The 26,938-nt window shown below is 69.3% G+C and carries 26 protein-coding genes; 20 read left to right on the forward strand and 6 right to left on the reverse strand.

The features are described 5' to 3' along the window. Positions 1-42: 42 nt before the first annotated feature. The gene (locus tag IE660_RS00675) at positions 43-2,376 is read left to right on the forward strand and encodes a RelA/SpoT family protein (RefSeq protein WP_407928973.1); all 2,334 of its coding nucleotides are present in this window, start codon (positions 43-45) and stop codon (positions 2,374-2,376) included. Here the strand turns inward: IE660_RS00675 and IE660_RS00680 are convergent. Next, on the reverse strand, positions 2,366-2,917 hold the full coding sequence (locus IE660_RS00680; protein WP_203566405.1) for a nucleotidyltransferase domain-containing protein: 552 nt from the start codon (positions 2,915-2,917) through the stop codon (positions 2,366-2,368). The two genes, IE660_RS00675 and IE660_RS00680, sit on opposite strands and share 11 nt — an antisense overlap. Positions 2,918-2,932: 15 nt before the next feature. Beyond that, on the reverse strand, positions 2,933-4,177 hold the full coding sequence (locus tag IE660_RS00685) for a DUF349 domain-containing protein (protein WP_203566406.1): 1,245 nt from the start codon (positions 4,175-4,177) through the stop codon (positions 2,933-2,935). Between the two features lie 30 nt (positions 4,178-4,207). Here IE660_RS00685 and IE660_RS00690 point away from each other — a divergent pair, with 30 nt between their 5' ends. The 9 genes from IE660_RS00690 (at position 4,208) to IE660_RS00730 (ending at position 12,552) form a co-directional block, all read left to right on the forward strand. Continuing rightward, positions 4,208-4,924 carry an MBL fold metallo-hydrolase gene (locus IE660_RS00690; RefSeq protein ID WP_203566407.1) on the forward strand — a complete coding sequence of 239 codons (717 nt, stop codon included), beginning with the start codon at positions 4,208-4,210 and terminating at the stop codon, positions 4,922-4,924. Continuing rightward, positions 4,924-6,279 carry a histidine--tRNA ligase gene (gene hisS / locus IE660_RS00695; protein ID WP_203566408.1) on the forward strand — a complete coding sequence of 452 codons (1,356 nt, stop codon included), beginning with the start codon at positions 4,924-4,926 and terminating at the stop codon, positions 6,277-6,279. Before IE660_RS00690 ends, hisS begins: the two co-directional genes overlap by 1 nt. Then, positions 6,276-6,875 (forward strand): histidine phosphatase family protein, encoded by a 600-nt coding sequence (locus IE660_RS00700; RefSeq protein ID WP_203566409.1) that lies wholly within the window; start codon positions 6,276-6,278, stop codon positions 6,873-6,875. The genes hisS and IE660_RS00700 overlap by 4 nt, the downstream gene beginning before the upstream one ends. 55 nt (positions 6,876-6,930) lie before the next feature. Then, on the forward strand, positions 6,931-8,745 hold the full coding sequence (gene aspS / locus IE660_RS00705; protein ID WP_203566410.1) for an aspartate--tRNA ligase: 1,815 nt from the start codon (positions 6,931-6,933) through the stop codon (positions 8,743-8,745). 49 nt (positions 8,746-8,794) lie between these two features. Then, complete coding sequence (locus tag IE660_RS00710; protein ID WP_203566411.1) at positions 8,795-9,487, forward strand: dienelactone hydrolase family protein; 693 nt, start codon at positions 8,795-8,797, stop codon at positions 9,485-9,487. Continuing rightward, positions 9,484-10,158 carry an MOSC domain-containing protein gene (locus IE660_RS00715; protein ID WP_203566412.1) on the forward strand — a complete coding sequence of 225 codons (675 nt, stop codon included), beginning with the start codon at positions 9,484-9,486 and terminating at the stop codon, positions 10,156-10,158. Before IE660_RS00710 ends, IE660_RS00715 begins: the two co-directional genes overlap by 4 nt. Before the next feature lie 285 nt (positions 10,159-10,443). Further along, on the forward strand, positions 10,444-11,856 hold the full coding sequence (locus IE660_RS00720; protein WP_203566413.1) for a replication-associated recombination protein A: 1,413 nt from the start codon (positions 10,444-10,446) through the stop codon (positions 11,854-11,856). 65 nt (positions 11,857-11,921) lie between these two features. Beyond that, positions 11,922-12,302 (forward strand): DUF948 domain-containing protein, encoded by a 381-nt coding sequence (locus tag IE660_RS00725; protein ID WP_203566414.1) that lies wholly within the window; start codon positions 11,922-11,924, stop codon positions 12,300-12,302. A gap of 1 nt (position 12,303) precedes the next feature. Beyond that, positions 12,304-12,552 carry a hypothetical protein gene (locus IE660_RS00730; RefSeq protein ID WP_203566415.1) on the forward strand — a complete coding sequence of 83 codons (249 nt, stop codon included), beginning with the start codon at positions 12,304-12,306 and terminating at the stop codon, positions 12,550-12,552. Positions 12,553-12,575: 23 nt separating this feature from the next. Here IE660_RS00730 and IE660_RS00735 read toward each other — a convergent pair whose 3' ends face one another. Continuing rightward, the gene (locus IE660_RS00735; protein WP_203566416.1) at positions 12,576-13,313 is read right to left on the reverse strand and encodes a hypothetical protein; all 738 of its coding nucleotides are present in this window, start codon (positions 13,311-13,313) and stop codon (positions 12,576-12,578) included. A gap of 49 nt (positions 13,314-13,362) precedes the next feature. Further along, positions 13,363-14,691, reverse strand: a complete 1,329-nt coding sequence (locus tag IE660_RS16285; protein WP_203566417.1) for an HAD-IIIA family hydrolase — start codon at positions 14,689-14,691, stop codon at positions 13,363-13,365. Between the two features lie 69 nt (positions 14,692-14,760). On the opposite strand from IE660_RS16285, the gene alaS reads away from it, so the two are divergent. Genes alaS through IE660_RS00785 form a run of 9 tightly spaced genes read left to right on the forward strand, consistent with a single transcriptional unit; the run spans position 14,761 to position 23,319 of the window. Beyond that, positions 14,761-17,436 (forward strand): alanine--tRNA ligase, encoded by a 2,676-nt coding sequence (alaS, locus tag IE660_RS00745; protein ID WP_203566418.1) that lies wholly within the window; start codon positions 14,761-14,763, stop codon positions 17,434-17,436. A 22-nt stretch (positions 17,437-17,458) separates the two neighbouring features. Further along, complete coding sequence (ruvX, locus tag IE660_RS00750) at positions 17,459-17,869, forward strand: Holliday junction resolvase RuvX (RefSeq protein WP_203566935.1); 411 nt, start codon at positions 17,459-17,461, stop codon at positions 17,867-17,869. A 40-nt stretch (positions 17,870-17,909) separates the two neighbouring features. Further along, positions 17,910-19,028 (forward strand): endolytic transglycosylase MltG, encoded by a 1,119-nt coding sequence (gene mltG, locus IE660_RS00755; protein ID WP_203566419.1) that lies wholly within the window; start codon positions 17,910-17,912, stop codon positions 19,026-19,028. 8 nt (positions 19,029-19,036) lie between these two features. Further along, complete coding sequence (locus IE660_RS00760) at positions 19,037-19,858, forward strand: shikimate dehydrogenase (protein ID WP_203566936.1); 822 nt, start codon at positions 19,037-19,039, stop codon at positions 19,856-19,858. 13 nt (positions 19,859-19,871) lie between these two features. Beyond that, entirely contained in the window at positions 19,872-21,089 is a 1,218-nt protein-coding gene (aroC, locus tag IE660_RS00765) for a chorismate synthase (RefSeq protein WP_203566420.1), read from the forward strand. Beyond that, complete coding sequence (locus tag IE660_RS00770) at positions 21,089-21,580, forward strand: shikimate kinase (protein WP_203566421.1); 492 nt, start codon at positions 21,089-21,091, stop codon at positions 21,578-21,580. The genes aroC and IE660_RS00770 overlap by 1 nt, the downstream gene beginning before the upstream one ends. Beyond that, a complete protein-coding gene (gene aroB / locus IE660_RS00775) occupies positions 21,577-22,659 on the forward strand; it encodes a 3-dehydroquinate synthase (protein WP_203566422.1) in 1,083 nt (360 codons plus the stop codon). The genes IE660_RS00770 and aroB overlap by 4 nt, the downstream gene beginning before the upstream one ends. A gap of 28 nt (positions 22,660-22,687) precedes the next feature. Further along, complete coding sequence (locus IE660_RS00780) at positions 22,688-22,993, forward strand: hypothetical protein (protein WP_203566423.1); 306 nt, start codon at positions 22,688-22,690, stop codon at positions 22,991-22,993. Next, a complete protein-coding gene (locus IE660_RS00785) occupies positions 22,990-23,319 on the forward strand; it encodes a hypothetical protein (protein WP_203566424.1) in 330 nt (109 codons plus the stop codon). The genes IE660_RS00780 and IE660_RS00785 overlap by 4 nt, the downstream gene beginning before the upstream one ends. Here the strand turns inward: IE660_RS00785 and IE660_RS00790 are convergent. Further along, positions 23,283-24,173, reverse strand: coding sequence for a universal stress protein (locus tag IE660_RS00790; protein ID WP_203566425.1), 891 nt, complete (start codon positions 24,171-24,173; stop codon positions 23,283-23,285). The genes IE660_RS00785 and IE660_RS00790 overlap by 37 nt on opposite strands. Before the next feature lie 99 nt (positions 24,174-24,272). After that, complete coding sequence (locus IE660_RS00795; protein ID WP_203566426.1) at positions 24,273-24,941, reverse strand: pentapeptide repeat-containing protein; 669 nt, start codon at positions 24,939-24,941, stop codon at positions 24,273-24,275. Between the two features lie 57 nt (positions 24,942-24,998). Between IE660_RS00795 and IE660_RS00800 the strand changes: the two genes are divergently transcribed. Next, entirely contained in the window at positions 24,999-26,891 is a 1,893-nt protein-coding gene (locus tag IE660_RS00800; RefSeq protein ID WP_203566427.1) for an alpha-amylase family protein, read from the forward strand. Positions 26,892-26,938 lie beyond the last annotated feature (47 nt).

The raw sequence follows: 26,938 nt of genomic DNA on the forward strand, positions 1-26,938 counted from the left end.
CTGGCGGCCAGACAGGACGGGCCACGACCAGAGAGGCCGCGCGTGAGCACTGACGAGGTGAGGACGAACAACCGCCTCGGCACGCCTGCCCAAGGTCAGCCCAGCCCCGCGCCGACCAGCCCGCTGAGCCCCACCGGCGAACGTTTCGGTGGCCCCGAGCAGCCCCGGCTGCGAATGCGGCAGCGGTTGGCCAGGCTGGGCGCGGTCAAGTCCCCCCAGTCGGCGGTGCTCGACCCGCTGTTCCGCGTGGTCAAGACCTCGCACCCCAAGGCCGACCTGGCCCTGCTGGAGCGTGCCTACCAGACCGCCGAGCACTACCACCGCGGCCAGCTGCGCAAGTCGGGTGACCTCTACATCACCCACCCGTTGGCGGTCACCACCATCCTCGCCGAACTGGGCATGACCGAGCCCACCCTGGTGGCGGCCCTGCTGCACGACACCGTCGAGGACACCAGCTACACGATGGAGCAGCTGCGGGCCGACTTCGGTGACGAGGTCGCCGGGCTGGTCGACGGGGTGACCAAGCTCGACAAGGTGGCCTACGGCGACTCGGCCAAGGCCGAGACCCTGCGCAAGATGGTGATCGCGATGAGTCGCGACATCCGGGTGCTGGTGATCAAGCTGGCCGACCGGCTGCACAACATGCGCACCCTGGGCTTCCTGCGTCCCGACAAGCAGAGCCGGATCGCCCACGAGACCCTCGACATCTTCGCCCCACTGGCGCACCGGCTGGGCATGAACGCGGTCAAGTGGGAGCTGGAGGACCTGTCGTTCTCGACCCTGCAACCCAAGGTCTACGACGAGATCGTCCGCCTGGTCGCCGAGAACGCGCCCCAGCGTGAGGTGCAGTTGCGTGAGGTGATCCGTCAGGTCGAGGCCGACCTCTCCGCCGCCGGCATCCGTGCCGTGGTCTACGGACGCCCCAAGCACTACTACTCGATCTACCAGAAGATGGTGGTGCGCGGCCGCGAGTTCTCCGAGATCTACGACCTGGTCGGGCTGCGCATCCTGGTCGACTCACCGCGCGACTGCTACGCGGTGCTGGGTGTGATGCACGAACGCTGGAACCCGCTGCCCGGCCGGTTCAAGGACTACATCGCGATGCCCAAGTTCAACATGTACCAGTCGTTGCACACGACGGTGCTGGGGCCGGGCGGCAAGCCGGTCGAACTGCAGATCCGCGACCACGAGATGCACCGTCGGGCCGAGTTGGGTGTCGCGGCGCACTGGAAGTACAAGCACGGCTCGAAGGCCGACCGCGAGCAGACCGAACTGGCCTGGGTGCACAGCCTCAACCAGTGGAGCCGTGAGGCCGACGACCCCGGTGAGTTCCTCGACAGCCTGCGCTTCGAGATCCAGTCCTCCGAGGTGTACGTGTTCACCCCCAAGGGAGACGTGGTGGCCCTGCCCACCGACTCGACCCCGGTCGACTTCGCCTACAGCGTGCACACCGAGGTCGGCAGCCGCTGCATCGGTGCCCGGGTCAACCAGCGCCTGGTGCCGCTCGACACCAAGCTGAGCAATGGCGACGTGGTCGAGGTGCTCACCAGCAAGGCCCAGCACGCCGGACCGTCCCGGGACTGGTTGTCGTTCGTGGCCTCACCCAGGGCACGGCAGAAGATCAAGCAGCACTTCACCCGTGAGCGGCGTGAGGAGTCGATCGAGCACGGCAAGGACCTGCTGGCCCGCCAGTTGCGCAAGGCTGGCCTGCCGCTGCAGCGCCTGCTCACCATCGAGCACCTCACCTCGGTGGCCAACGAGCTGCGACTGCCCAGCGTCGAGGCCCTCTACGCCGCGATCGGTGAGGGCACAGTGGGCCCGCAGAACGTGGTGCACCGGATCATCTCCACCGAGGGCGGTGCCGAGGCTGCCGCCGAGGAGAGCCTCGAGGACAAACCGCTGGCCACCAGTTACACCAAGCGGGGCAGCGACACCGGTGTGGTCGTCGACGGCGACCCGAGCGTGTGGGTCAAGCTCGCCAAGTGCTGCACCCCACTGCCCGGCGACGACATCCTCGGCTTCGTCACCCGAGGTGACGGGGTGTCGGTGCACCGGCGCGACTGCACCAACGCCTCGAGCCTGCTGTCGACCCCGGAGCGGATCGTCCCGGTGGCCTGGTCGGACACCAAGTCACAGGGCTACCTGGTCAACGTGCAGATCGAGGGCCTCGACCGGGCGGGCCTGCTGGCCGACGTCAGCCGCGTGCTGGCCGACCAGCACACCAACATCCTGGCCTGCACGATGCACGCCACCAAGGACCGGCTGTTCAAGGTGAAGCTGAGCTTCGAGTCGTCCGACCCCACCCACCTCGAGCACATCCTGGCGGCGATCCGCAGGGTGCAGGGCGTCTACGACGTCTACCGGGTCAGGCAGTGACGTCGCGGCGGCGACTGTTCCACTCGTCCATGTTCCAGGCGCGTCCCGGCTCGTCGAGCGCCCGCAGGAAGGCCGCGAAGATCGGGTCGTCGCCGTAGTCGACCTCATCACGAAGCCGCTCCAGCAGTGCCTCGAAGGCTGCCGTCAGCGCTTCGGCCCGGCGATGGTGCGCCTGCTGGTCGTGGCCCGGCGCGGCGACCAAGGTGAGCAGGTCGTCCTGGGGCCAGGACCAGTCCAGTGAGCCCAGCCCACGCGCCGCTCGTCCACGGTAGGGGAGCCAGGTGCTGTTGACGGCGTAGCAGCCGGCCACCAACGCCTCCCACAGCGCATTCAGCCGGTCGTGCGCCTCAGCTGGTCCCAGGGTCTGCCACGTCGAGTCGGGATCGTCGTCGAGCAGCCCGTCGGCGTCGGAGTCGTCACGGGCATGGCCGCTGGCCACGCTGCCGTACACCGCGACCGCCCTGATCGTCGGGTGCGGCGCCACGTGGCGCTCGACGAAGGCGGCGAACTTCGCGCGCTTGCGCTCGGTGGCCGCGCTCATCGCCTCGCCCCGCACTCAGGCGGTGAACTCGTCCAGGGTGGCCTGAGCCTGGTCGAGCCAGGTGCGGTAGGTGGCGATGTTGCCGGCGAGTTCCTTGGCCTTCTTGGTGTCGCCCTTGGCCTCGGCGGCCTCGCGCTGGGTCTCGAGCTTGCCGATCTGGGCGGTGAACATCTCGACGGTGTCCGAGGCGCGCTGGCGGGCCTCGGGGTCGGTGCGCTTCCACTCGTCCTGCTCGGCCTGCTTGACCGCCTGCTCGATCTTGCGCACCCGGTCGTCCAGCGGACGGATGGCGTCGCGCGGCACCTTGCCCAGCTCGTGGTACTTGCTGAGGAAGTCGCGGAAGGCGGTGCGGGCGGCGGCGTGGTCGGTGACCGGCAGGATGGACTTCTCGGCCTCGTCGAGCAGGGCCTCCTTGGCGACCTGGTTGCCCTTGAACTCGGCGTCCTGCTCGTTCATCGCGGCGTTGCGGGCCTCGAAGAAGGTGTCCTGCAGGCCGCGGAAGGTGGCCCACAGTTGGTCGTCGGTGCGGCGCTGGGCCGACCCGGCGGCCTTCCAGCGGGTCATCAGGTCACGGAAGCCCGCAGCACCAGCACCCCAGTCGGTGACGGTGGCCAACTCACGGGCCTCCTCGATGATCTGCTCCTTGGTCTGCCGGGCAGCCGAGCGAGCCTCGTTCTGGGCGGTGAACTGCGCCTTGCGACGACGGGTGTAGGTGGTGCGGGCGCTGGAGAACCGGTGCCACAGGGCGTCGTCGGTGGCGCGGTCGATGCGGGGGAGCGCCTTCCACTGCTCGAGCAGGTCACGGAAACGGTTGACCCCGCCACGCCAGTCGTTGCCGGTGGCCAACTGCTCGGCCTCGGCGACCATCGCCTCCTTGTCGGCGCGCACCTTGGCGGCGGCCTCGGCACGCGCGGCCTTGCGCGCCTCGGCGGCGGCCGGGCGGGTGGGGGTGAGCGAGTCGAGCTTGGTCAGCAGCGCCTGCAGGTCACCGACGGCATTGGCCTCGGTGATCGTCTTCTGCAGGGCGTTGACCACCTTGCGGGCGTCGTCGGGTGAGACAGCACCCGACTGCACCCGCCTGACCAGCAGGTTCACCTCGGTGTCGAGTGCCTGGTAGCGGCGCACGAAGAAGCCCATGGCCTCCTCGGGTGACACGTCGGGAACCTGCCCGACCTGGCGCTCGCCCTCGGCGGTGATGACGTAGACCGTGCCGTCGGCCTCGACGCGACCGAATTGCTCCGGCCCTGATGATTCGCTCATGGGTACATCTTGCCCGATAGGCTCGAGCGCGTGCTCATCGCCTCATTTCCCGCAGGCCCGTGGCAGGCGAACTGCTACGTGGTCTCGCCGCGCGAGGAGCAGTCCGATGCTGCCGAGGGCAGCGCACCCTGCGTGGTGGTCGATCCGGGCATGGACGCGGTCGACGACCTGGAGCAGTTGCTGGCCCGTGAGTCGCTGGTGCCGCAGGCGGTGCTGCTCACCCACGGCCACATCGACCACGTCGCCGGCGCAGCCCAGTTCGCCGACGCCCATGGCCTGCCGGTGCACCTGCACCCGGCCGATGAGCACCTGCTCAGTGATCCGGCCGCGGGGCTGAGTCCAGAGAGCCGGGTGCTGGTCGAGCAGTACTTCGGAGCCGCCCGCCTCACCCCACCTGCCGACCTGCACGGGTTGGCCGACGGTCAGCGCCTGTCGGTGGCCGGCCTCGAGTTCGACCTGTTGCACGCACCCGGCCACACCGCTGGCTGCACACTGCTGCGTCTGGCCGACACGCCCCACGGACCGGTGGTGTTCTCGGGTGACGTGGTGTTCGCCGGCTCGATCGGACGACTCGACCTGCCCGGGGGCGATCCCGCGGCGATGACCCGCACCCTGCGCGAGGTCGTCCTCACCCTCGACGACGCCACCCACCTGCTGCCGGGTCACGGCGGGCTCACCCAGGTGGGCCACGAGCGCCGCACCAACCCCTACCTGACCGATGCGATCCTCGATGGAGGCCTCAGCTGATGGCACGCCCCACCGCCCTGTCCGGATTTCCGGAGTTCCTGCCCGCCCAGTCGTCGGTGGAGCAGCAGGTGATCGACACCCTGCGCCACCGCTTCGGGCTGCACGGCTTCGCCCGGATCGAGACCCGGGCGGTCGAGCCGTTGGAGCAGTTGTCGCGCAAGGGTGACATCACCAAGGAGGTCTACGTCGTCCGCCGGCTGCACGCCGCCGAGGATGATGCCGCCGACCTCGGCCTGCACTTCGACCTGACCGTGCCGTTCGCCCGCTACGTGCTCGAGAACGCCGGCCACCTGGTCTTCCCGTTCCGTCGCCACCAGATCCAGAAGGCCTGGCGCGGTGAGCGTCCGCAGGAGGGCCGCTACCGCGAGTTCTGCCAGGCCGACATCGACATCGTCGGCCAGGACACTCTGGCCGCCCACCACGACACCGAAGTGGTGCTGGTGGCCCTGGAGGCGCTCGAGGCGCTGCACACTGACCTGGGTGTGCCGCCGGTGCTGATGCGGGTGAGCAACCGCAAGCTGGCCCAGGGCTTCTACACCGGGCTTGGCATCAGCGACCCGCTCGCGGTGATCCAGCGCGTCGACAAGCTCGAGAAGATCGGTGCAGCCGGCGTGGCCACCCAGCTTCGCGAGGAGTTGGGGCTGGACGACCAGCAGGTTGAGGCCGTGCTCGCGATGGCCGGCATCCAGACCGAGGACACCTCGTTCGTCGAGCAGGTGCGCGCCCTCGGCGTGACCAACGACCTGCTGGACGAGGGTCTGGCCGAGCTGGCCTCGCTGCTCGAGGTGGTCTCGGCCCGCTTCCCCGGACGAATCGTCGCAGACCTGCGGATCGCCCGCGGCCTCGACTACTACACCGGCAGCGTCTTCGAGACCGAACTCGTGGGGTACGAGTCGCTCGGTTCGATCTCAGCGGGTGGGCGTTACGACGCCCTGGCCTCCGACGGCAAGCGGACCTACCCGGGGGTGGGCCTCACCATCGGTGTCACCCGCCTGCTGGTGCCGCTGCTGGCCAAGAGCATCCTGAGCGCCTCGCGGTCGGTGCCCAGCTGTGTCTACGTGGCGGTGGACGACGAGTCGACCCGGTCGGTGGCGGTCGAGGTCGCCCAGGCCCTGCGTGCCCGGGGGATCCCGTGCGAGGTGGCCCACCGTGCCGACAAGTTCGGTCGCCAGATCCGCAACGCCGACCGCCGTGGCATCCCGTTCGTCTGGTTCGGGGGGATGGCTGGTGAGGTGAAGGACATTCGCTCAGGTGAGCAGTCGGGCGCCGACGCCACCACCTGGACCCCACCCGATCAGGACCGGTGGCCCAACGTCACCGGGCCGATCACGACGAGCGCGCAGGAGACCTCGTGAAACTCATCCTCGTTCGCCACGGCCAGACCGACTCCAACGTCGGCAAGCTGCTCGACACCGGCCACCCCGGTGCTCCGCTGAACGTGCTGGGTTCGGAGCAGGCGGCCACCCTGGTCGAGACGCTGGCCGGCGAGACGATCGACGCGGTGTTCTCGTCCGACCTGCTGCGCGCCCAGCAGACCGCCCAGCCGCTGGCCGAGGCGCTGGGGGTCGAGGCCGTCGCACTGCCGGCCTTCCGCGAGATCTACGCCGGCGAGCACGACATGGCCACCGACTGGCAGCCCTACTTCGACGTCTTCCAGCAGTGGTTCACCGACACCTCGGCCAAGCTGCCCGGCGGGGAGTCCTGGGACGACTTCCTCAGCCGCTGGGACTGCGGCATCGAGCAGGTCGAGGCCACCGGTGTCGACTGCGCCGTCGTGGTCAGCCACGGGGCGGCGATCTCAAGTTGGGTGCCCTACGCGTCGCAGAACATGGAGACCGGCTCGGGCATGCAGTGGCGCCTGCCCAACACGTCGGTGATCGTGATGACCGGCTCGAGCGCCGAGGGTTGGCGCACTGAGCGCTGGGGTGAGGTCGTCCTCGACGAGCGCTAGCATCAGGGGCTGAGCCACCCGCACCGTCTCTGCGGGGGTCGAGAAAGGAACATCGATGCTTCGCACCCACTCCGCCGGAACGCTGCGCGCCTCCGACATCGGCCAGACCGTCAGCCTCGCCGGGTGGGTGGGCAAGCGTCGAGACCACGGCGGTGTCGCCTTCATCGACCTGCGTGACTCGTCCGGTGTGTGCCAGGTGGTCGTGCGTGACGAGGTGCTCGAGAGTTCCGGCGCCCACGACCTGCGCAACGAGTTCTGCATCCGCGTGGTGGGTGAGGTCGAACTGCGTCCCGAGGGCAACGCCAACCCCGATCTGGCCTCGGGCGAGATCGAGGTGGCGATCCGCGAACTCGAGGTGCTCAACGCCTCGTCGCCGCTGCCGTTCCAGATCGACGAGCGGGTCAGCGTCGGCGAGGAGGCCCGGCTGCGTCACCGCTACCTCGACCTGCGTCGTCCGGCGCCGGGAGCCGCGATCCGCCTGCGCTCGAAGGTGAACGCGGCCGCCCGCACGGTGCTGGGTGAGCGGGACTTCGTCGAGATCGAGACGCCCACCCTGACTCGGTCGACGCCGGAGGGCGCCCGCGACTTCCTGGTGCCGGCGCGACTCAGCCCCGGCAACTGGTACGCCCTGCCGCAGAGCCCTCAGCTGTTCAAGCAGTTGCTGATGGTGGCCGGCATGGAGCGCTACTACCAGATTGCACGCTGCTACCGCGACGAGGACTTCCGCGGTGACCGCCAGCCCGAGTTCACCCAGCTCGACATCGAGATGAGCTTCGTCGACCAGGACGACGTGATCGAACTAGGTGAGGCGATCGTCGCCGAGATCTGGAAGCTGATCGGGGTCGAACTCGACACCCCCTTCCCGCGGATGACCTATGCCGAGGCGATGGACCGCTACGGCTCCGACAAGCCCGACCTGCGCTTCGACAACCCGATCGTCGAGCTCACCGACAAGTTCGCCGACACCCCGTTCCGGGTGTTCCAGGCCCCCTACGTGGGAGCTGTCGTCATGCCCGGCGGCGCCGACCAGCCGCGGCGCACCTTCGACGCCTGGCAGGAGTGGGCCAAGCAGCGTGGAGCCCGCGGCCTGGCCTACGTCACCCTGTCGGCCGAGGGCGAACTCGGCGGGCCGGTGGCCAAGAACATCTCCGAGGACGAGCGGGCCGGCCTGGCCGAGTGGACCGGCGCCAAGCCGGGCGACTGCATCTTCTTCGCCGCTGGCGCCCGTTCCGCCTCGCAGTCGCTGCTGGGGGCTGCCCGGCTCGAGATCGCCAAGCGTTGCGACATGATCCCCGAGGACGCCTGGAGCTTCCTGTGGGTGGTGGACGCGCCGCTGTTCAAGTCCACCTCCGAGGCGGTCGCCGAGGGCGACGTGGCTGTTGGTGGGGGAGCGTGGACCGCGGTGCACCACGCCTTCACCTCGCCCAAGCCCGAACACCTCGACGACTTCGACACCAACCCCGGTGAGGCCCTGGCCTACGCCTACGACATGGTGTGCAACGGCAACGAGATCGGTGGTGGCTCGATCCGTATCCATCGCCGCGACGTGCAGGAGCGGGTCTTCCAGGTGATGGGGATCGGACCGGAGGAGGCGCAGGAGAAGTTCGGCTTCCTGCTCGACGCCTTCGCCTACGGCGCACCGCCGCATGGCGGCATCGCCTTCGGCTGGGACCGGATCGTCATGCTGCTGTGTGGCGCGGAGTCGATCCGTGAGGTGATCGCCTTCCCCAAGACCGGTGGCGGCTACGACCCGCTGACTGCGGCTCCTGCGCCGATCACACTGCAGCAGCGTCGTGAGGCCGGCGTGGACGCCAAGCCCAAAGGTGCCGTGAAGGGTGAAGGGGAGAAGGCTCCCGACGCCGCCCACTGACCCGCGATAGGCTCGCGGCACAGACAACCAGCGCCCCACAGGAGTCGCCATGCCCGAGATCACCCTGCCCAACGGGATGCCCGCCACCACCTTCTGGCCCGAGGCCGGGCACGATCCCGGCATCGTCCTGGTGCAGGAGATCTTCGGCCGCACCGCCTACATGCGCAAGCGTGCCCAGGACCTCGCCGACTACGGCTACTGCGTCGTGCTGCCGCAGATCTACTGGCGGCTCGGTGAGGACGCCATCGAGGAGTCGAGCGAGGGCGCGCTCGAGAAGGCGATGGGACTGATGAGCCAAGTCGACTGGGAGCAGGCCGTCGACGACGTCCGGGCGACGGTCGGGGCCCTGCGCCTCGAGCCCGACACCGACGAACGGGTGGCGCTGGTCGGCTTCTGCTTCGGCGGTGGGCTGGCCTACGCGGCAGCGCAGGGGGCGCAGCGCCTTCAGGGAGCGGACGCCCTGATCAGCTACTACGGGTCGGCGCTGCCGAACCTGGTCGACGGTGACCCCGTCGAGGTGCCCAGCCTGCACCACTTCGGCGAGTCGGACTCGTTCATCCCGATGGAGACCGTCGAGCACATCCGCGAGGTGGTCACCCGCAACGAGGACGCCGAGTTCCACACCTGGCCCGGTGCCGACCACGCCTTCGACAACCCGGCGCCGCAGTTCCACCACGCCGAGGCCTCCGAGCAGGCGTGGCAGGTCACCCTGGACTGGCTGGCCGAGCACTACCCGGCATGACCGGTCTGGTCAGGAGCGTCAACCTCGGCAGCCCTCGTCCCCACCGCGCACCGGGGGAGGGTACGACCGGTATCGACAAGCGACCGGTGACCGAACTGGTCGAGGTGCGCCCGCCCGGCCCGAAGAAGGGTGGTCTTGGTTCGGGCATCGTGGGCGACGCGGTGATGAACCGTCGACACCATGGTGGGGATGACCAGGCCGTCTATGCGGTGGCTCGGGAGGAACTCGACTGGTGGTCGAGCGAACTCGGCCGCGAGCTGGCCGACGGCATGTTCGGTGAGAACCTGACCACCGTAGGCGTCGAGGTGGACGATGCCCTGCTCGGTGAGATCTGGCAGGTGGGCCCCGTGGGACGCGGCGCGGTGCTGCAGGTCCGGGCGCCACGCATTCCGTGTGCCACCTTCCAGGGATTCCTGGGCATCCCGAACTGGATCCGGCGGTTCAACGAGCACGGTCGCTGTGGCGCCTACCTGGCCGTGGTCGAGCCCGGTTCGGTGCAGGCCGGGGACGAGGTCGTGGTCATCGGTCGTCCAGAGCACGATCTGACCGTCAGCGAGAGCTTTCGGGCGCTGACCCTCGAACGTGACCTGCTCCCCGGTCTTCTGCGGGCAGGCGATGACCTCCCCGATGAACTGCGGGACCGCGCCCGGCGGCGCCAGGGCTTTGACTGATGGAGAGTTTCGACTGACCTGTCGCGGTCGGGCCACCAGCGTCGGTGCCGGCCACCGGCCAGGAGTGGACGAACGTTGACGAGTTGGTCGCCCGAGGCCACCATCTGGTCATCACCCACCCCGAACCCGGTCTTGTCAGCCTGACCACTGAGCCAGCCGTCGGCATCGGTTGTGGTGATCCTGGAAAGGGCCAAGCAGGTCGTCCGCGCCTCGGCCGAGCGTCACGCGGCATGGGTGCGGGGTGACCACGACCACCTCACCTGAGCCCCGTAGGCTGGGCCGATCATGACAGACCTGTTCGGCAACGAGGACCCGCGGCAGACCCAGGCCGCCGCCTCGGGCGGTGGCGCCCTGACCGGCGGGAGCCTGGCCAGCGCGGCCCACGACCAACTGCCGCTGGCGGCGCGGCTTCGTCCCCGCAGTGTGGACGAGATCGTCGGCCAACGACACCTTCTCGGCCCCGGCTCACCGCTGCGACGTCTGGCCGAGGGAGGCCACGCCAGTTCGGTGTTCCTGTGGGGGCCGCCCGGGGTGGGCAAGACCACGATCGCCGCAGTCGTCTCGCAGGCCACCGGCAGGCGCTTCGTCGAGATCTCGGCGGTCACCGCCGGGGTCAAGGAGGTGCGTGCCGAACTCGATACCGCCAAGCGTGAACTGGCCCGGGGCACCTCGACCGTGTTGTTCGTCGACGAGGTGCACCGCTTCTCGAAGGCCCAGCAGGACGTGCTGCTGCCCGCGGTCGAGAACCGGCTGGTCACCCTGATCGCCGCCACCACCGAGAATCCCTCGTTCTCGGTGATCTCACCGCTGCTGTCACGCTCGCTGCTGCTCACACTGCAGGCGCTGACCGACGACGACCTGCAGGTGCTGATCGACCGTGCGTTGACTGACGAACGGGGTCTGAGACGTGGCGACGGCACTACTTTCACCCTCACCGACGAGGCCCGCGACATGCTGCTGCGGCTCAGCGGCGGTGACGCCCGCAGGGTGCTCACCTCGCTGGAGGAGGCGGCACTGGCTGCCGACTCACTGGACGAGTCGACGATCACGCCCGAGATCATCGAGCAGGCCAATGACCGGGCCGCGCTGCGTTACGACCGCGACGGCGACCAGCACTACGACGTGATCAGCGCCTTCATCAAATCGGTGCGCGGCTCTGACGTGCAGGCCTCGCTGCACTACCTGGCCCGGATGATCGAGGCCGGTGAGGATCCCCGCTTCATCGCGCGCAGGCTGGTGATCCTGGCCTCGGAGGACATCGGGATGGCCGCGCCTTCGGTGCTGCAGACCGCCATCGCCGCTGCCCATGCGGTGGCCTTCATCGGCATGCCCGAGGGGCGGATCAACCTGGCCCACGCAACCATCGCCTGCGCCCTGGCGCCGAAGTCGAATGCGGTCTACACCGCCATCGATGCCGCCATCGCCGACGTGCGGGCCGGACGGATCGGGCTCGTCCCACCACCCCTGCGCGATGCCCACTACGCTGGCGCCAAGGGCCTGGGCCATGGGCAGGGCTACCTGTACGCCCACGACGAGCCCCACGCGGTCGCCGCGCAGCAGTACCTGCCGGACGAACTGGTCGGTGCCCGCTACTACGAGCCCACCGACCACGGCAACGAGGCCGCCATGCAGGAAAGGGTGAGGCTGCTGGACGAGTTGCTCGGGCGCCCCGATGCGGGAGGCAGCGGCTCAACCTGAGTCCAGTAGAGTGGCGACTGCTCCCGGCAGACCGGCCGGGGACGACCCGACCCGATGGGGGAGACATGTCGATCGGTGAGATCGCCGGCCTGATCGCGGCCATCGCCGCCGTGGCGCTGGTGGCCTTCTGCGCCGTGCCGCTGCTGAAGCTCGGGCGGGTGCTCGAGGAGACCCGGCTGCTGGTGCGCGACGTCGGCCACAACTCGGTGCCGATCCTGCAGGAACTGCGGGGGACCGTCGCCGAGGCCAACAACGAGATCGCCAAGCTCGCCCTGGTCACCGACGACGTCGCCAAGGCCAGCTCGCACGCCACCGTGGTCACCGAGAACGCCGCGACCATGTCGCAGTTGTTCGCCGCCACCCTGGGCGGACCGCTGGTGAAGACCGCAGCGTTCACCTACGGGTTGCGCACCGCGGTCAAGGGCCGCAAGAAGGCCGGTCGCTGACATGGGCAAGCTGGTCTGGTTCACCGTCGGCGTGGGCGTCACCGTCTTCGTCGTGGTCAAGGGCAAGGAGCTCATGCGCAAGGCCACCCCGGCCGGGGTGCAGGAGCAGGTGGCCGCACGCACCGAGTCGCTGCAGCACCGGGCGAGTGAGTTCCTGAGCACCTTCACCGAGGCGATGAAGAGCCGCGAGGACGAACTGCGCGCCGAACTCAACATGGACGAGGAAGCGGTCGTCCAGTCCGCTCGCTGAGCCCGTGACCCCACAGCCACGTTTCAGTCAGGGTTAGAGGCACTTCGCTGGACCATCCAGGAGGCCACTCCTGTGGCCAGGAACACCGGCGTCGTCAGGGCGTTGTTCAGCATGAGCAGGACGAAACCCACCGCCATCCCGACGACCAACACCACCGGGCCCGGCACCCTGTCCTTGCGGCCCATCAGGTAAGCCCGTCGGGGTTCACTGGCGTGCATGTTCAGTGGCACTGTGCTCTGCCCGGGCAACCCGACCAGTAGCCTGCTCATGAACCGGTCGTGGTCACGGCGCACGTCATGCCACGTTGTCGTGTCGAGGTCCGGTCCCACTCCCTCGCCGAGCTGGCGCTGCGTTCCCGCGACCCTCGTCTCCTCCCAGCCGAAACGTTGGTCATTCTCATAGGGGGAGCGCAGCAGTTGCTGGTTGGTGATCTCGTCGGCCGTGATCCCGGCAGAGAAGAATCGATCGCTCAGGGCCTCCATCAGCAGGATTCCGGCGCGCTCCTGGTTCTGCTGCGGGACGTGGATCCCGAAGCAGACAACCGACGAGGTCGCCGAGACCCGCTCGACGACAGCCTGCTGCGCGTAGCTGATCGAGCGTTCCTTGCGGAACACGCGTTCGATGTCTTGTGCCAGCACACGCACCACGACGCCGGCGGCGTGGGTTCGAGCCACCAGTCCCGAGGCAACCAGCATGTCGTCCGGGCTGAGGTACCAACCGGGTGCCTTGTCGACCACCGCAGGCCACTCGGCCATCTTCACGAAAAGAAGCTACAGCGCCGTCCCGTCAGGGTGACGGGCAACCCGGCGATCAGCGCGGCAGCCGGTCGGCCAACCCCACCAGGTCATCCACGACCTCGGCGTCGCCGTGGTGCCCCTCGTCCTCGGTGCGAGCCCCGAACCCGGTGCGCACCAGCACCACTCGGGCGCCGGCGGCTCGTCCGGCCTCCAGGTCACCGGCGCGGTCACCCACCATCACCGCGCGGGTCAGGTCGAGGTTGAGCTCCCGTGCCGCCTGGCGCAGCATCGCAGGGCTCGGCTTGCGGGTGTCGGCAGTCGCGAACTGCGGTGCCACCGCCCTCGGACCGGCCTCGAAGCTGGAGTAGACCGCGTCCACCTCGGTACCCTGCTCGGCCAGCAACTCCGACATCCGGTCGTGCACCTCGTCGACCACGGCGGCCGTCACGTGCCCGGCGCCCACGCAGGCCTGGTTGGTCACCACGACCACCCGGTACCCAGCCTGGCGCAGTCGGCCGATGCCCTCGGCGGCACCGGGCAGCAGTTCCATCGCCTCGGGTCCGGTGTCGTAGGCCGGCAGGGTGTTGATGCAGCCGTCCCGGTCGAGGAAGACCACCGGTGCCGCCTCGACCTCGGGCTCCAGCGCCACCTGCTCCCAGTTGGGCGCCTCGTCCGGACGAGTCGGGTCGAGGTCGAACAGCCGGTAGCGGTGCGGCGCCTCGCACAGCGCCGGCGTCACGCTGAAGGTGGTGGTGCCGAGACGGTCCGGCTCACACCCCGGGTGGTAGTGCCCCGACAACGCCAGCGGCACCCGACCTGAGGCCACCAGCCGGTCACGCAGCCACTCCGCCTCGAGGTAGGTGTGCGGGTAGCTCTCGTCGATCCTCGGCGTGATCAGGTAGTGCTGCAGGTGCACCTGGGGGGTCTCGTCCTCACCCATCAGCACCGCGTCGAACAGCACCCGGTCGTCCAGGATCCGCTGCGGCCGGTGGGCCTGCCACTCCTGGTCCCAGAACGCCACGAAACGCACCCCATCGATCTCGACGGCGCGCTCGCGGTCACCGAACACCTCACGCATCACCCGCTGCGAGTCGTGGTTGCCCGGCAGCGCCAACCACGGCAGCCCGCAGTCCTCCAACAGCCCGAGCACCAGCTCGTAATCACGGCGGGCCTGCTCCCAGCGGGGAGCATCGAGCGCGGCGTCACGCTCACGCGCGAACAGGTGGTCGGGCACGTCGACCAGGTCACCGGTGACCACCACCACGTCGGCGCCACGGGAGCGGGCGTCGCCCAACGCCCGGGCGAACAGCTCTGGCATCCGGCGACTGCGCCTGATCTGGATCGTCGCCGAGCCCGGCAGGTGGTGTCGCAGGTGCAGGTCGGTGAGGTGAGCGATGCGCACGCCCCAAGCCTAGGCGGCTAGGCTTGCACCGCGCTGCGCGCCCGCGCGGCACGAGTGAGGGAACAACGCATGAGAACCGCTGAGATCGGCCGCCGCTACGAGGACTTCTTCGCTGCCCGCGACCACGCCGTGGTGCCCAGCACGTCCCTCGTGCACAACGATCCGAACCTGCTGTTCGTGGTCGCCGGCATGGTGCCGATGGTGCCCTACTTCGTCGGTGAGATCCCCGCCCCGTGGAAGCGTGCGGTCAGCATCCAGAAGTGCATCCGCACCCTCGACATCGAGGAGGTCGGCAAGACCGCCCGCCACGGCACCTTCTTCCAGATGCTCGGCAACTTCAGCTTCGGCGACTACTTCAAGGCCGAGGTCATCCCGTGGACCTGGGAGTTCCTCACCGGGCGCGTCGAGGACGGCAACCTGGGCTTCGACGGCGACCGGCTCTCACCCAGCGTGCTCGGCCCCGGTTTCCACCCGGCCTACCCCGACGGTGATGTCGAGGCGATCGACATCTGGCGCTCGATCGGCATGCCGGACGAGCGCATCTGGCGACGCAACCTCAGCGAGAACTACTGGCACATGGGTGTTCCCGGACCCGGCGGCCCGGACTCGGAGATCTTCTTCGACCGCGGTCCTGACTACGGACCGGTCGGTGGTCCCGACGTCAGCGAGGACCGCTACATGGAGATCTGGAACAACGTGTTCCAGCAGGAGGAGCTCTCGGTGGTTCGCGGAAAGGACGACTTCGACGTCGCCCGTGCCCTGCCCAGCAAGAACATCGACACCGGCGCCGGCCTCGAGCGGATCGCCACCCTGTTGCAGGGCAAGCAGAACCTCTACGAGATCGACCAGGTGTCGCCGGTCATCGACCGCGCCGCCGAACTGACCGGACGTCGCTACGGCGCCAACAACGATGACGACGTGCGGCTGCGGGTGATCGCCGACCACGTGCGCTCGGGCCTGATGCTGATGTCGGACGGCGTGCGCCCCGGCAACGAGGCCCGCGGCTACGTACTGCGCCGCCTGCTGCGCCGTTCGGTGCGCTCGATGCGCCTGCTCGGCCACGACCGGCCGAGCCTGGTCGACCTGCTCGACACCTCACGCCAGGTGATGCGCGACACCTATCCCGAACTGGACGAGACCTGGGACCGGGTCGCCGAGGCGGCCGAGGCCGAGGAGGGAAGCTTCGCCCGCACCCTGGCCTCGGGCACCCAGCTGTTCGAGGCGGCCGCGAGCCAGGTGCGCTCGTCGAACTCGACCGTGCTCACCGGTGACAAGGCCTTCCAGCTGCACGACACCTACGGCTTCCCCCTCGACCTGACGCTCGAGATGGCCGCCGAACAGGGCCTCAGCGTCGACCGTGAGAAGTTCACGGAGTTGATGGCCGAGCAGCGCAACCGGGCCAAGGCCGATGCCCGCGCCAAGAAGGGCGGCGGGGTCTCCACCGAGGTGTACCGCGGCCTGCGCGATGCCGGCGAGACCCCCTTCCTGGGCTACGACGAACTGGTCGTGCCCACTCGGGTGCGCGGCATCATCGCCGACGGCCAACTGGTCCAGGCCGCGCCGGCCGGGTCGGTGGTCGAGGTCGTGCTGGACGAGACCCCGTTCTACGCCGAGTCCGGCGGCCAGGACGCCGACACCGGCGTGCTGCGCGCCGCAGGCTTCGACCTCGAGGTGCTCGATGTTCAGCGACCCGTCCAGGGGCTGGTCGTCCACAAGGTCGCCGTCAGTGGTGACCTGGCCACCGGCGACCCGGTCGAGGCCGCGGTCGACGCCGCACACCGGCTCGGGTCGTGCCAGGCGCACACCGCCACCCACATCATCCACGCCGCGCTGCGCGAGTTCCTCGGCCAGGGCGCGACCCAGGCCGGCTCGTACAACAAGCCGGGGTACCTGCGCTTCGACTTCTCGTCCCAGCAGGGACTGTCGGCCGCGCTCAAGCAGGAGATCGAGGCCCGCTCGAACGAGGCCATCCGCGACAACTTCTCGGTCACCGACACCCAGATGCCGCTCGATCAGGCCAAGGCCATGGGGGCGATGGCGATGTTCGGTGAGAAGTACCCGCCGATCGTGCGCATGGTCGAACTCAACGGCGCCTGGTCGCGCGAGCTGTGCGGCGGCACCCACGTCGACACCACCGGCCAGATCGGGCTGCTGTCGCTGCTGGGGGAGTCGTCGATCGGTTCGGGCACCCGACGTGTCGAGGCCTTGGTCTCGACCGACGCCTTCAACCAACTCGCTGCCGAGCGGGCGCTGGTCAGCTCGCTGAGCGACATCCTGCGCGTTCAGCCCGACCAGCTCACCGACCGGGTCGAGAAGCTGGTCAGCCAACTCAAGGACGCTGAGAAGCAGATCGCCGACCTGAAGTCGGCTCAGCTGGCCGCCGGTGTCGACGCGATCCTCGCCAAGGCCGGCCAGGTGGGGCCCTTCGTCGTGGTCGCCGAGCACCTGCCCTCGGCCTCGGGCAACGACCTGCGCGGTGTCGCCACCGACCTGCGCGCCCGCTTGGGCGACCAGCCGGGCGTGGTCGCCCTGGCCGGCGGCACCGCTGACAAGCCGGCGTTGGTGGTGGCCACCACCGCTGCCGCCCGCGAACTCGGCGCCAAGGCCGGGGCCCTGATCGGCGTCGGCGCCCAGGTTTTGGGCGGACGAGGGGGCGGCAAGGACGACCTCGCCCAGGGTGGCGGCACCGACGGTGCGGCCGTGTCCCAGGCGCTGGAGGCGATCAGGAGTGAGCTTGCCCGCTGATGAGCTCAGCGATGGCCGTGGTGTGCGGCTGGCCCTCGACTGGGGCCAGGCGCGCATCGGGGTTGCCGCGTGTGACCCCGACGGTTTGCTCGCCCACCCGGTCGAGACCATCCCCGCCAACCAGCACGCCCTCGACCGGGTGCGCGCCCTGGCCGACGAGTACGAGCCGGTCGAGGTGGTGCTCGGTTGGCCCCGCAACCTCCGGGGTGTCGAGGGTCCCGCGGTGGAGCGGATGCGACTCGTCCTGGCTGATCTCGAGCGGGTTCTCGACCCGATCCCCGTGGTGCTGGTCGACGAGCGGATGAGCACTGCCGATGCGGCACGTAGACTGGCAGCCGCCGGGCGCAACTCCCGGCAACGCCGTGGGGTCATCGACCAGGCCGCCGCGGTGGGCATCTTGGAGCAGGCTCTGGAGTCCCGACGCCACCGCTGAGGTGGAGCCGGGGGACAGGGCCCATGGAAGGTGGAAACAGGTGAGCGGACCCTTCGTCGACAACCAGGGACGCGGCTGGAAGTGGTGGAGCTACCACCTCAAGAGCGCGTTCGCGGTGCTGCTGAGCATCGCCATCCTGGTGACTGCCGTCGTCCTCGTGCAGCGGGGGGCCAGTCAGGCCTGGACCGCGGTGCGGACCACCGAGGACTACCTGGGTGAGGGCAAGGACCCGGTCGAGATCACCATCCCTGCCGGTTCGACGATGACCGACATCGGCTACATCCTGCTCGACTCCGACGTGATCAAGTCTGTCAAGGCCTACAAGAAGGCGGTCGCCGAACTCGACGCCGGCAAGACCATCCAGGCCGGGCGCTACGCGCTCAAGACCCAGATGTCGGCGGCCGCAGCCGTCGAGGTGCTCACCGATCCGCGGAACCGGATCGTGCGCCGGGTGACCATCCCCGAGGGTTACCGCCTCAGTCGCCAGTTCGACATCATCGTCAAGGGCACTTCGATCACCAAGAAGGACCTCGACGCGCTGGTCGCCAAACCCAACCCGGTCGGACTGCCCGGTTACGCCAAGAGCAACATGGAGGGCTTCCTGTTCCCCGACACCTACGAGGTCGAGGACACCACGACCGCCGCCCAACTGCTGAAGACCATGGTCACCCGCTACAAGACGGTCACCAAGGAGATCAACTTCGACGGGCGGGCCAAGGCGACCGGCATCTCGTCCAGGGACGCCCTGATCATCGCCTCGATCCTTGAGCGCGAAGGCGGCACCGACGAGGACGTCAAGATGATGTCGGGCGTCATCCGCAACCGCCTCAAGGCGGGCATGCCGCTGCAGATGGACTCGACGGTGCACTACTTCACCAACACCGACTCCGACGGCAAGGTGACCACCACCAACGCCCAGCGCGAGACCAAGAACCCCTACAACACCTACCTGAACAAGGGCCTGCCGCCCGGCCCGATCTCGGCACCGGGCAAGGTCGCGCTCGAGGCCGCGGTCAACCCGCCGAACCACGAGTTCCTGTTCTTCGTGACGGTCAACCTCGACACCGGCGAGACCCTGTACGCCAAGACCTACGAGGAGCACCAGGTCAACGTCAAGAAGTTCCAGCAGTGGTGCCAGGAGAACACCGGCCGGTGCTGAGTAACACCATGCGCTGCGCCGTCATCGGCGACCCGGTGCACCACTCGTTGTCACCAGCGCTGCACTTGGCCGCCTATCGAGCACTGGGTCTGGACTGGCACTACCAGGCCTGCCACGTCACCCTGGCCATCCTGCCCGACTTCGTCACCTCGCTGGACGAGTCCTGGCGGGGCCTGAGCTGCACCATGCCCCACAAGGAGGCGATCGTCGCCATGGGCGCCACCGACGAGGTGGTCGACCTGGTCGGTGTGGCCAACACGCTGGTCTTCGACGGACGCCCCGCCGACCCCGGGACGACGCTGGTGCGCAACACCGACGTGCCCGGCTTCGGGATCGCGCTGGCCGCCCACGGCATCACCTCGCTCGGCTCGGCCACCATCGTCGGCAACGGCGCCACGGCACGATCGGCGTTGGTCGCCGCAGCCGGGCTCGGCGCCACCCGCGTCGACGTGCTGGCCCGTGACCCCCAGCGCGCCGTCGGCCTGGTCGCGTTGGGCGAACAGCTCGGCGTCGACGTCACCGCCACCGGGCTGGGGGACGAGGCACGCTCGTCCGACCTGGTGGTCTCGACGGTGCCGGTGTCGGGCTCGGGCCCACACGCCGAGGCTCTGGTGGCGCTGGCACCGGTCGTCTTCGACTCGGTCTACGACCCGTGGCCGACCCCGTTGGCCGAGGCCGGTTCCACCACCGGACGACTCGTCCTCAACGGCTTGGACCTGCTCGCTGGGCAGGCCGTCGACCAGGTGCGCTGGATGACCGGCGGCACGGTGACCTTCGAGTTGTTGCGCACCGCAGCGCGGGACGCCATCGCCGCCCGCGCCACGACCTGAGAGACTGGCCCGCATGTTGCGATGGATGACGGCCGGGGAGTCCCACGGCCAGGCCCTGGTCGCCACCATGGAGGGGATCCCTGCCCACGTGCAGGTGACCAGCGACGACCTGCGTCGCGACCTCGCCAGGCGGCGACTCGGGGTGGGACGCGGTGCCCGGATGAAGTTCGAGGCCGACGAGATCACCATGGTCGCCGGGTTCCGGCACGGCGAGACCTTGGGATCACCGGTCTCGATCATCGTCGGCAACACCGAATGGCCCAAGTGGGTCGAGGTGATGAACCCCGACCCGGTCGATGAGCATGTGCTGGCCGAGCAGGCCCGCAACGCCCCACTCACCCGCCCTCGTCCCGGGCACGCCGACCTGGCCGGCATGCAGAAGTACGACTGGGACGAGGCTCGTCCCATCCTCGAGCGGGCCAGCGCCCGCGAGACCGCCGCCCGCGTGGCGCTGGGGGCGGTCGCCAAGGCGTTCCTGCGCCAGGCGGCCGGCATCGAGGTGCTCAGCCACGTGGTCGAACTCGGCCCGGTGGCCGTCCCCCTCGGCATCCACCCCACCCCCGACCAGTTGGACGCCATCGACGCCGACCCGGTGCGCTGCGCCCACCCCGAGACCTCCGAGCGGATGGTCGCCGAGGTCGAGGCCTGCCACCGCGAGGGCGACACGCTCGGCGGGGTGGTCGAGGTGCTGGCCTGGGGTCTGCCCCCGGGCCTGGGCTCACACAGCCAGGGCGACCGACGTCTCGATGCCCGCCTCGCTGGGGCACTGATGGGCATCCAGGCGATCAAGGGTGTCGAACTCGGTGACGGGTTCGCCCTGGCCCGGGTGCGCGGCAGCCAGGCCCACGACGAGATCACCCCATCCTCCGACGGCATCACCCGGCTCAGCCACCACTCGGGCGGCACCGAGGGCGGCATGAGCACCGGTGAACTGCTGCGGGTGCGCGCCGCGATGAAGCCGATCGCCACCGTTCCCCGGGCGCTTCGCACGCTCGACGTCAGCACCGGTGACGAGGCCAAGGCCCACCACCAGCGTTCCGACGTGTGTGCGGTGCCGGCGGCCGGGGTGGTCGCCGAGGCGATGGTCGCGCTCGTCCTGGCCGAGTGCCTGTTGGAGAAGTTCGGTGGCGACTCGGTCGACGAGACCCGCCGCAACATCGAGTCCTACCTCGAGCAGGTCGCCGGCCGCGGACTGCGGGTGCGGCACTCACCGAGCGGGGAGCAGGGCTGATGGCGATCGCTGTCGTCGGTGCGCCCGCCTCGGGCAAGTCGAGCGTGGGCCGACGGCTCGCCCAGTCCTTGGACCTGCCCTTCGTCGACGTCGACCACGAGATCGAGCACCGCTCGGGCAAGAGCATCCCCGAGATGTTCGCCGACGAGGGCGAGGCGCACTTTCGTACCCTCGAACGCGAGGTCACCCTGGAACTGCTCGACCGCGGCGGTGTGGTCAGCCTGGGCGGGGGAGCGGTGCTCAACCCCGACATCCGCGCCGCCCTGGTCGGCCACGACGTGGTGTGGCTGCAGGTCTCGGTCACCCACGCCACCCGCCGCGTCGGCATGAACGTGATGCGGCCGCTGCTGCTGGGGGATGTGCGGGCCAACCTGCAGCGGCTGATGGACGAGCGCGAACCGCTCTACCGCGAGCTCGCAACAGTGACCATCGACACCAACAAGCGACGGGTCGACGACATCGTCGCCCAGATCACCGAGAGGCTGACATGATCGTCGACGTCGCCACCGCACAGCCCTACCAGGTCTTCATCGGCCCCGGCACCCTGGCCGAACTGCCCGGCCTGGTCGCCGGTGCGGCCAAGGTCGCGATCGTCCGGCCTGAGACCCTCACCGACCGGGCACTCGAGGTCGCCGCCCTGCTCGCCGACCACGGCATCGAGGTGCTGCAACTGGAGGTGCCCGACGCCGAGCAGGCCAAGACCCCGCAGGTGCTGGCCGAGGCCTGGACCCGGCTCGCCGAGGCACGGTTCACCCGCAGCGACATGGTGGTCGGCCTGGGCGGGGGAGCGACCACCGACCTGGCCGGGTTCCTGGCCGCCAGTTGGCTGCGCGGGGTGGGCTGGGTGGTCGTCCCGACCACTGTTCTCGGCATGGTCGACGCTGCCGTCGGCGGCAAGACCGGCATCAACCTGCCCCAGGGCAAGAACCTGGTCGGCGCCTTCCACGAGCCACGCGGGGTGATCTGCGACCTCGACCTGCTCGAGGGCCTGCCCGACAGCGAGGTGCGCCAAGGCCTGGCCGAGGTGGTCAAGTGCGGGTTCATCGCCGACCCGAAGATCCTCGACCTGGTCGAGCAGGACCCTGCCGAGGCCACCACGGTCACCTCGATCCGGTTCGCCGAACTTGTGCGCCGGGCGATCGAGGTCAAGGTCGACACCGTCACCGTCGACCTGCACGAGGCGACCTCGTCGTCCAGTTGGGTGGGTCGCGAGAAGCTCAACTATGGGCACACGCTGGCGCACGCCATCGAGCAACTGGCCGACTTCCGCTGGCGCCACGGCGAGGCGGTCAGCGTCGGCATGGTGTTCGCCGCCGAGCTGTCCCACCACGCACTCGGCCTCGACCGCGAGGTCGTCGACCGACACCGCGACGTGCTGCGGGCGCTGCGCCTGCCGATCGACCACGACGTGGCCGACTGGCCGCGGCTGCGCGAGGTGGTCGCCCTGGACAAGAAGAACCGTGGGGCCACCTTGCGCTTCATCGGGGTGCCCCGGCTGGGTGAGGTCGAACTGATCGAGGGCCCGGACGAGGACGTGCTGGCCCTGTGCCACGCGTCGGTGGAACGGTGACCAGCGGCATGCGTCTAGGCTGGCCGTCGTGATCGTCCTGCTGCAGTACCTGGCGGGCATCGTCGTTCCGCTGACGCTGTTCGTCATGGTGATGATGCGCACCCGGCCCGGCATGGTGCGCATGCTGGGCGGCTTCGCCTTCGCCATGCTCACCGTCTCGGGCATCTACAACTACGCCAGCGCGATTCAGCCGATACGCAACTTCCCGTTCTGGTTCCAGGCTGCGCTCAGCTTCGGCGGGGTGATCCTGGCGGTGATCGCCGTGCTGATCGGCGGCATCCAGACCCAGGCCGATGAGGACAACAAGCCGTTCGTCGCGAAGGAGGACGCATGAGCGACGACGCAGGCGTGTGGGTGATGGTCGGCATCTACTGGGGGATGACCCTGGTGCTCGACCTCGCCGTCGTGCTGTTCTGGGCCCGTGGCAGGTCGCGGCTGTTCACCGCGGGCGCGCTCGCACTGATGCTGGTCAACCACTTCCTGCTGTCGCTGGTGCTGCCCGCCGGTCAGATCGGCTCGCTGCTGCGGCAACTGTCGACGTTGGCGGCGCTGGTGCTGCTGGCCATGGGCGTGATCACCTCACGCCCACGACCGGCCCCCGGCACCGTCGAACCGGTGCGCCGTCAGCCGCGCAGGACCACCACCGGGCTGTGGGACTGACGCAGCACCTCCTTGCTGGTGCTGCCCAGCAACAGGGCAGTGAAACCGCCTCGACCCCGTGAACCGACCACGACCAGGCTGGCGTCCTTCGACTGTTCGACCAGCGCCTGGCCGGCCGACCCGTGGGCGACGATCCGGTCGATCGACAGCATCGGGTACTTCGAGATGGTCGGCGCCAGCCACTCGGTGACCGCGCGGTCGGCGGCCTCGGTGACCGTCGTCAGGTCGTAGGTGCCCAGTTCTGCGGCGTGCAACTCGCGCGGGCCGATGTTCCAGGTGTGGACGACGCGCAGCGGCTTGTTCGTCCTGGACGCCTCCTCGCTGGCGAACTCCATGGCCGCCCGTGCCGCCGTGGAGTCATCCACACCCACCACGATCGGACCGTCGGGATGGAACTCGGTGCCGGTGACCACGGCCACCGGTCCATGGGCGTGGGTGGCCACGGCGTCGGCCGTCCCACCCAGGGCACGAACCCCCACGGGCACCCGCTCACCTCGGGCTGCGATCACGACCATGGTGGCGGTCTTGGTGGCCCTGGCCAGCACGTACGAGGCGATGCCCTCGACGACGGCGGTCTCGATCACCAGGCTGGGATGGTCCATGGCGACCCGATCACGCTCGCCGGCGAGCTTCTTCTCGGCCCGTTCGGTCAACTGGGCCAGGTAGTTGCCGTCGCGCATGGCCGCGAACACGTGCCCCTTGCGGGGCAGCGGCAGTTCGGGGAGCACCAGCACGATCAGCAGCACTTTTCCGTCGCGGGCGGCGCGCTGGGCAGCCCAGTCCACGGCTCCGCGAGCGGGGTGGGAGAGGTCGGTCCCCACGACGATGCGATCGGTGAAGTCCACGTCAGACATGCTTCCTCCTGGCTGTGCGTACGACATCGTGCCGACACGCCCGCGGGGGTGCTTGCTGCTCTGTGACCAGTCTACTCCTGACAACGCCTGTCGCGCTGGTCACCAGTCCACCTCGATGCCCAGTTCCTGGGCCAGTTGACCGGCGAAGGCCAGCGGGTCGACCGGCTGCACCTGCAGACCCCGAAGCCTGGCCAGACCGCCCGCACCGTACAACTCGCAACCCTGCATCCTCACCCGTTCGACGATCCGTACCTGGTGGAACTGGGCCCTGCTCAGGTCGGACTCGGTGAAGACCACGTCGGCCAGTGCTGCCATCGACAAGTCGGCGCCGGCCAGCCGGCAGCGGGTGAAGCTGACCCGGCGCAGGGTGGTGTCGCGCAGTGTGGCCAGGTCGAGCACGCAGTCGGTGAAGGCGACGTCGCTGAGCGTCGATCCCGACCAGACCACGCCGGTCAATCGGCAGCGCTCCACCAGCAGCCGGGTGAGGCTGCCCTCCTGCACCAGGCTGTTGGCGGCATCGAGGTCGCTCCAGGCCAGGTCACGCCAGGACGGCCGGTACCAGTCACTCTCGGCCAACGTGCCACCGCGCGCTCGTCCCTGTGACCACTCGACGAACTCACTGCCGTGCCCCTCGAGCACCACCCGGGCGGCGTCGAGGTCGCTGACCAGGGCGTCGTCGCCGACCTGGTGAGTGGTGAGTTCGTCCACCGCACGCAGCTGGTCGAACCGCGGTGCAGCGGGCGGGCGCGGCAGGTGGTCGGTGGGCATGTCGACACCCTAGGGGCCGCCACCGACAGCGTCGGTGCCCTGTTCTAAGCTGCCGACATGCCCACCGACGTGCAGACCTTGCAGCAGACCTTCGACCTTCGCGTGGAGCGGTACGGGCCACAGCTGCGCGAGGGCTTGGCCGCGGTCTACGGCGACCGCGCGGATGAGACCGCCGACCGTGTGCTGCGGATCGCTGCCGACACGCTGCGTGACCGGCCCGCCGACCTTCGCCGACTGGACGAGGCCCGACTGCTTCGCCCCGACTGGCTGCAGGGCCCCGACGCGATCGGCTACGTCACCTACACCGACCGGTTCGCAGGCACCCTCAACGGCGTCGCCGAACACCTCGACCACCTCGAGTCGCTGGGGGTGACCTACCTGCACCTGATGCCGCTGCTCACCCCGCGCGAGGGCGAGAACGACGGCGGCTACGCGGTCAAGGACTTCCGCAGCGTCCGCCCCGACCTCGGCACGATGGACGACCTGGCGGCGCTGACCGCCGCCCTGCGCCCCCGGGGGATCAGCTTGGTGATGGACCTCGTCCTCAACCACGTCGCCGACCAGCACGAGTGGGTGCAGCGTGCCAGGGCTGGCGAGCAGAAGTACCGCGACTACTTCCACACCTTCACCGACCGGGCCGACGTCGACGCCTGGGAGGCAACGCTGCCCGAGATCTTCCCCGACTTCGCCCCCGGCAACTTCACCTACGACGACGACCTGCAGGCCTGGGTGTGGACCACCTTCAACCGCTGGCAGTGGGACCTCAACTGGGCCAACCCCGATGTGTTCTGCGAGTTCGTCGAGATCCTGTGCCACCTGGCCAACCAGGGTGCGGAGGTGTTCCGGCTCGACGCCATCGCGTTCATCTGGAAGGAGTTGGGCACCGACTGCCAGAACGAGCCGCCGGTGCACTTCATCACCCAGGCCCTGCGTGCGGCGCTGCGGATCGCCGCCCCCGCCACCGCTTTCAAGGCCGAGGCCATCGTCGGCCCGGCCGACCTGATCGGCTACCTGGGACGAGGCGCCCACCACGGACTGGTCAGCGACATGGCCTACCACAACTCGGTGATGGTGCAGTTGTGGAGTGCGCTGGCCAGCCGCGACGTGCGACTGTTCGAGGTGGCACTGTCGAACTTCCCGCCCAAGCCGACCACCACGACGTGGGGCACCTACGTGCGCTGCCACGACGACATCGGCTGGGCGGTGAGCGACTCCGACGCCGGTCAGGCCGGGCTCGACCCGTTCGCCCACCGCCGGTTCCTGAGTGACTTCTACTCCGGCGACCACCCCGGCAGCTTCGCCACCGGACTGGTGTTCCAGGAGAACCGCGCCACCGGCGATCGCCGGATCTCGGGCACCCTGGCCAGCCTGGCGGGCCTGGAGAAGGCACTGGCCGCCGGCGATGACGGGGCGCTGCGCGACGCGATCGCCCGGATCGTGCTGCTGAACGCGGTCATCCTGGGCTTCGGTGGGGTGCCGCTGCTCTACATGGGTGACGAGGTGGCGATGCTCAACGACCATTCCTACCTCGACGACCCCGAGCACGCCGCGGACAACCGGTGGGTGCATCGTCCGAAGATGGACTGGGACGCGGTGGCCGAGGCCGACGACGACCACGCCAGCCCGCAGGGACAGGTACTGGTGGCCATGCGTCACCTGATCGGGGTGCGCAAGCGCACGCCGCACCTGCACGCCAGCGTCGAGTCGCGGGTGCTGCCCAGTCCTGACCCGCGCATCCTCCTACTGACCCGCGACCACCCGCTCGGGATGATGGTCTGCGCCTACAACCTCAGCGAGGACGAGGTCGAACTGTGGGCCGCACCACTGCGCGACCGGCTCGGCGAACACGCAGATGAGTTGATCAGCGGCAACACCTGGTCACTCCAGCCCGAGTACCTGCGGATCCGTCCCTACCAGCCGCTGTGGCTGGTCAGGTCGCCGGTCGAGTAGGAGCGAGGGACCCCACGCTCTGGCGGGGGAGCGACGACCTGCTGGCC

Origin of the sequence: Aestuariimicrobium ganziense, assembly GCF_015352975.1 — a bacterium.
In the GTDB taxonomy this organism is placed as follows: domain Bacteria; phylum Actinomycetota; class Actinomycetes; order Propionibacteriales; family Propionibacteriaceae; genus Aestuariimicrobium; species Aestuariimicrobium ganziense.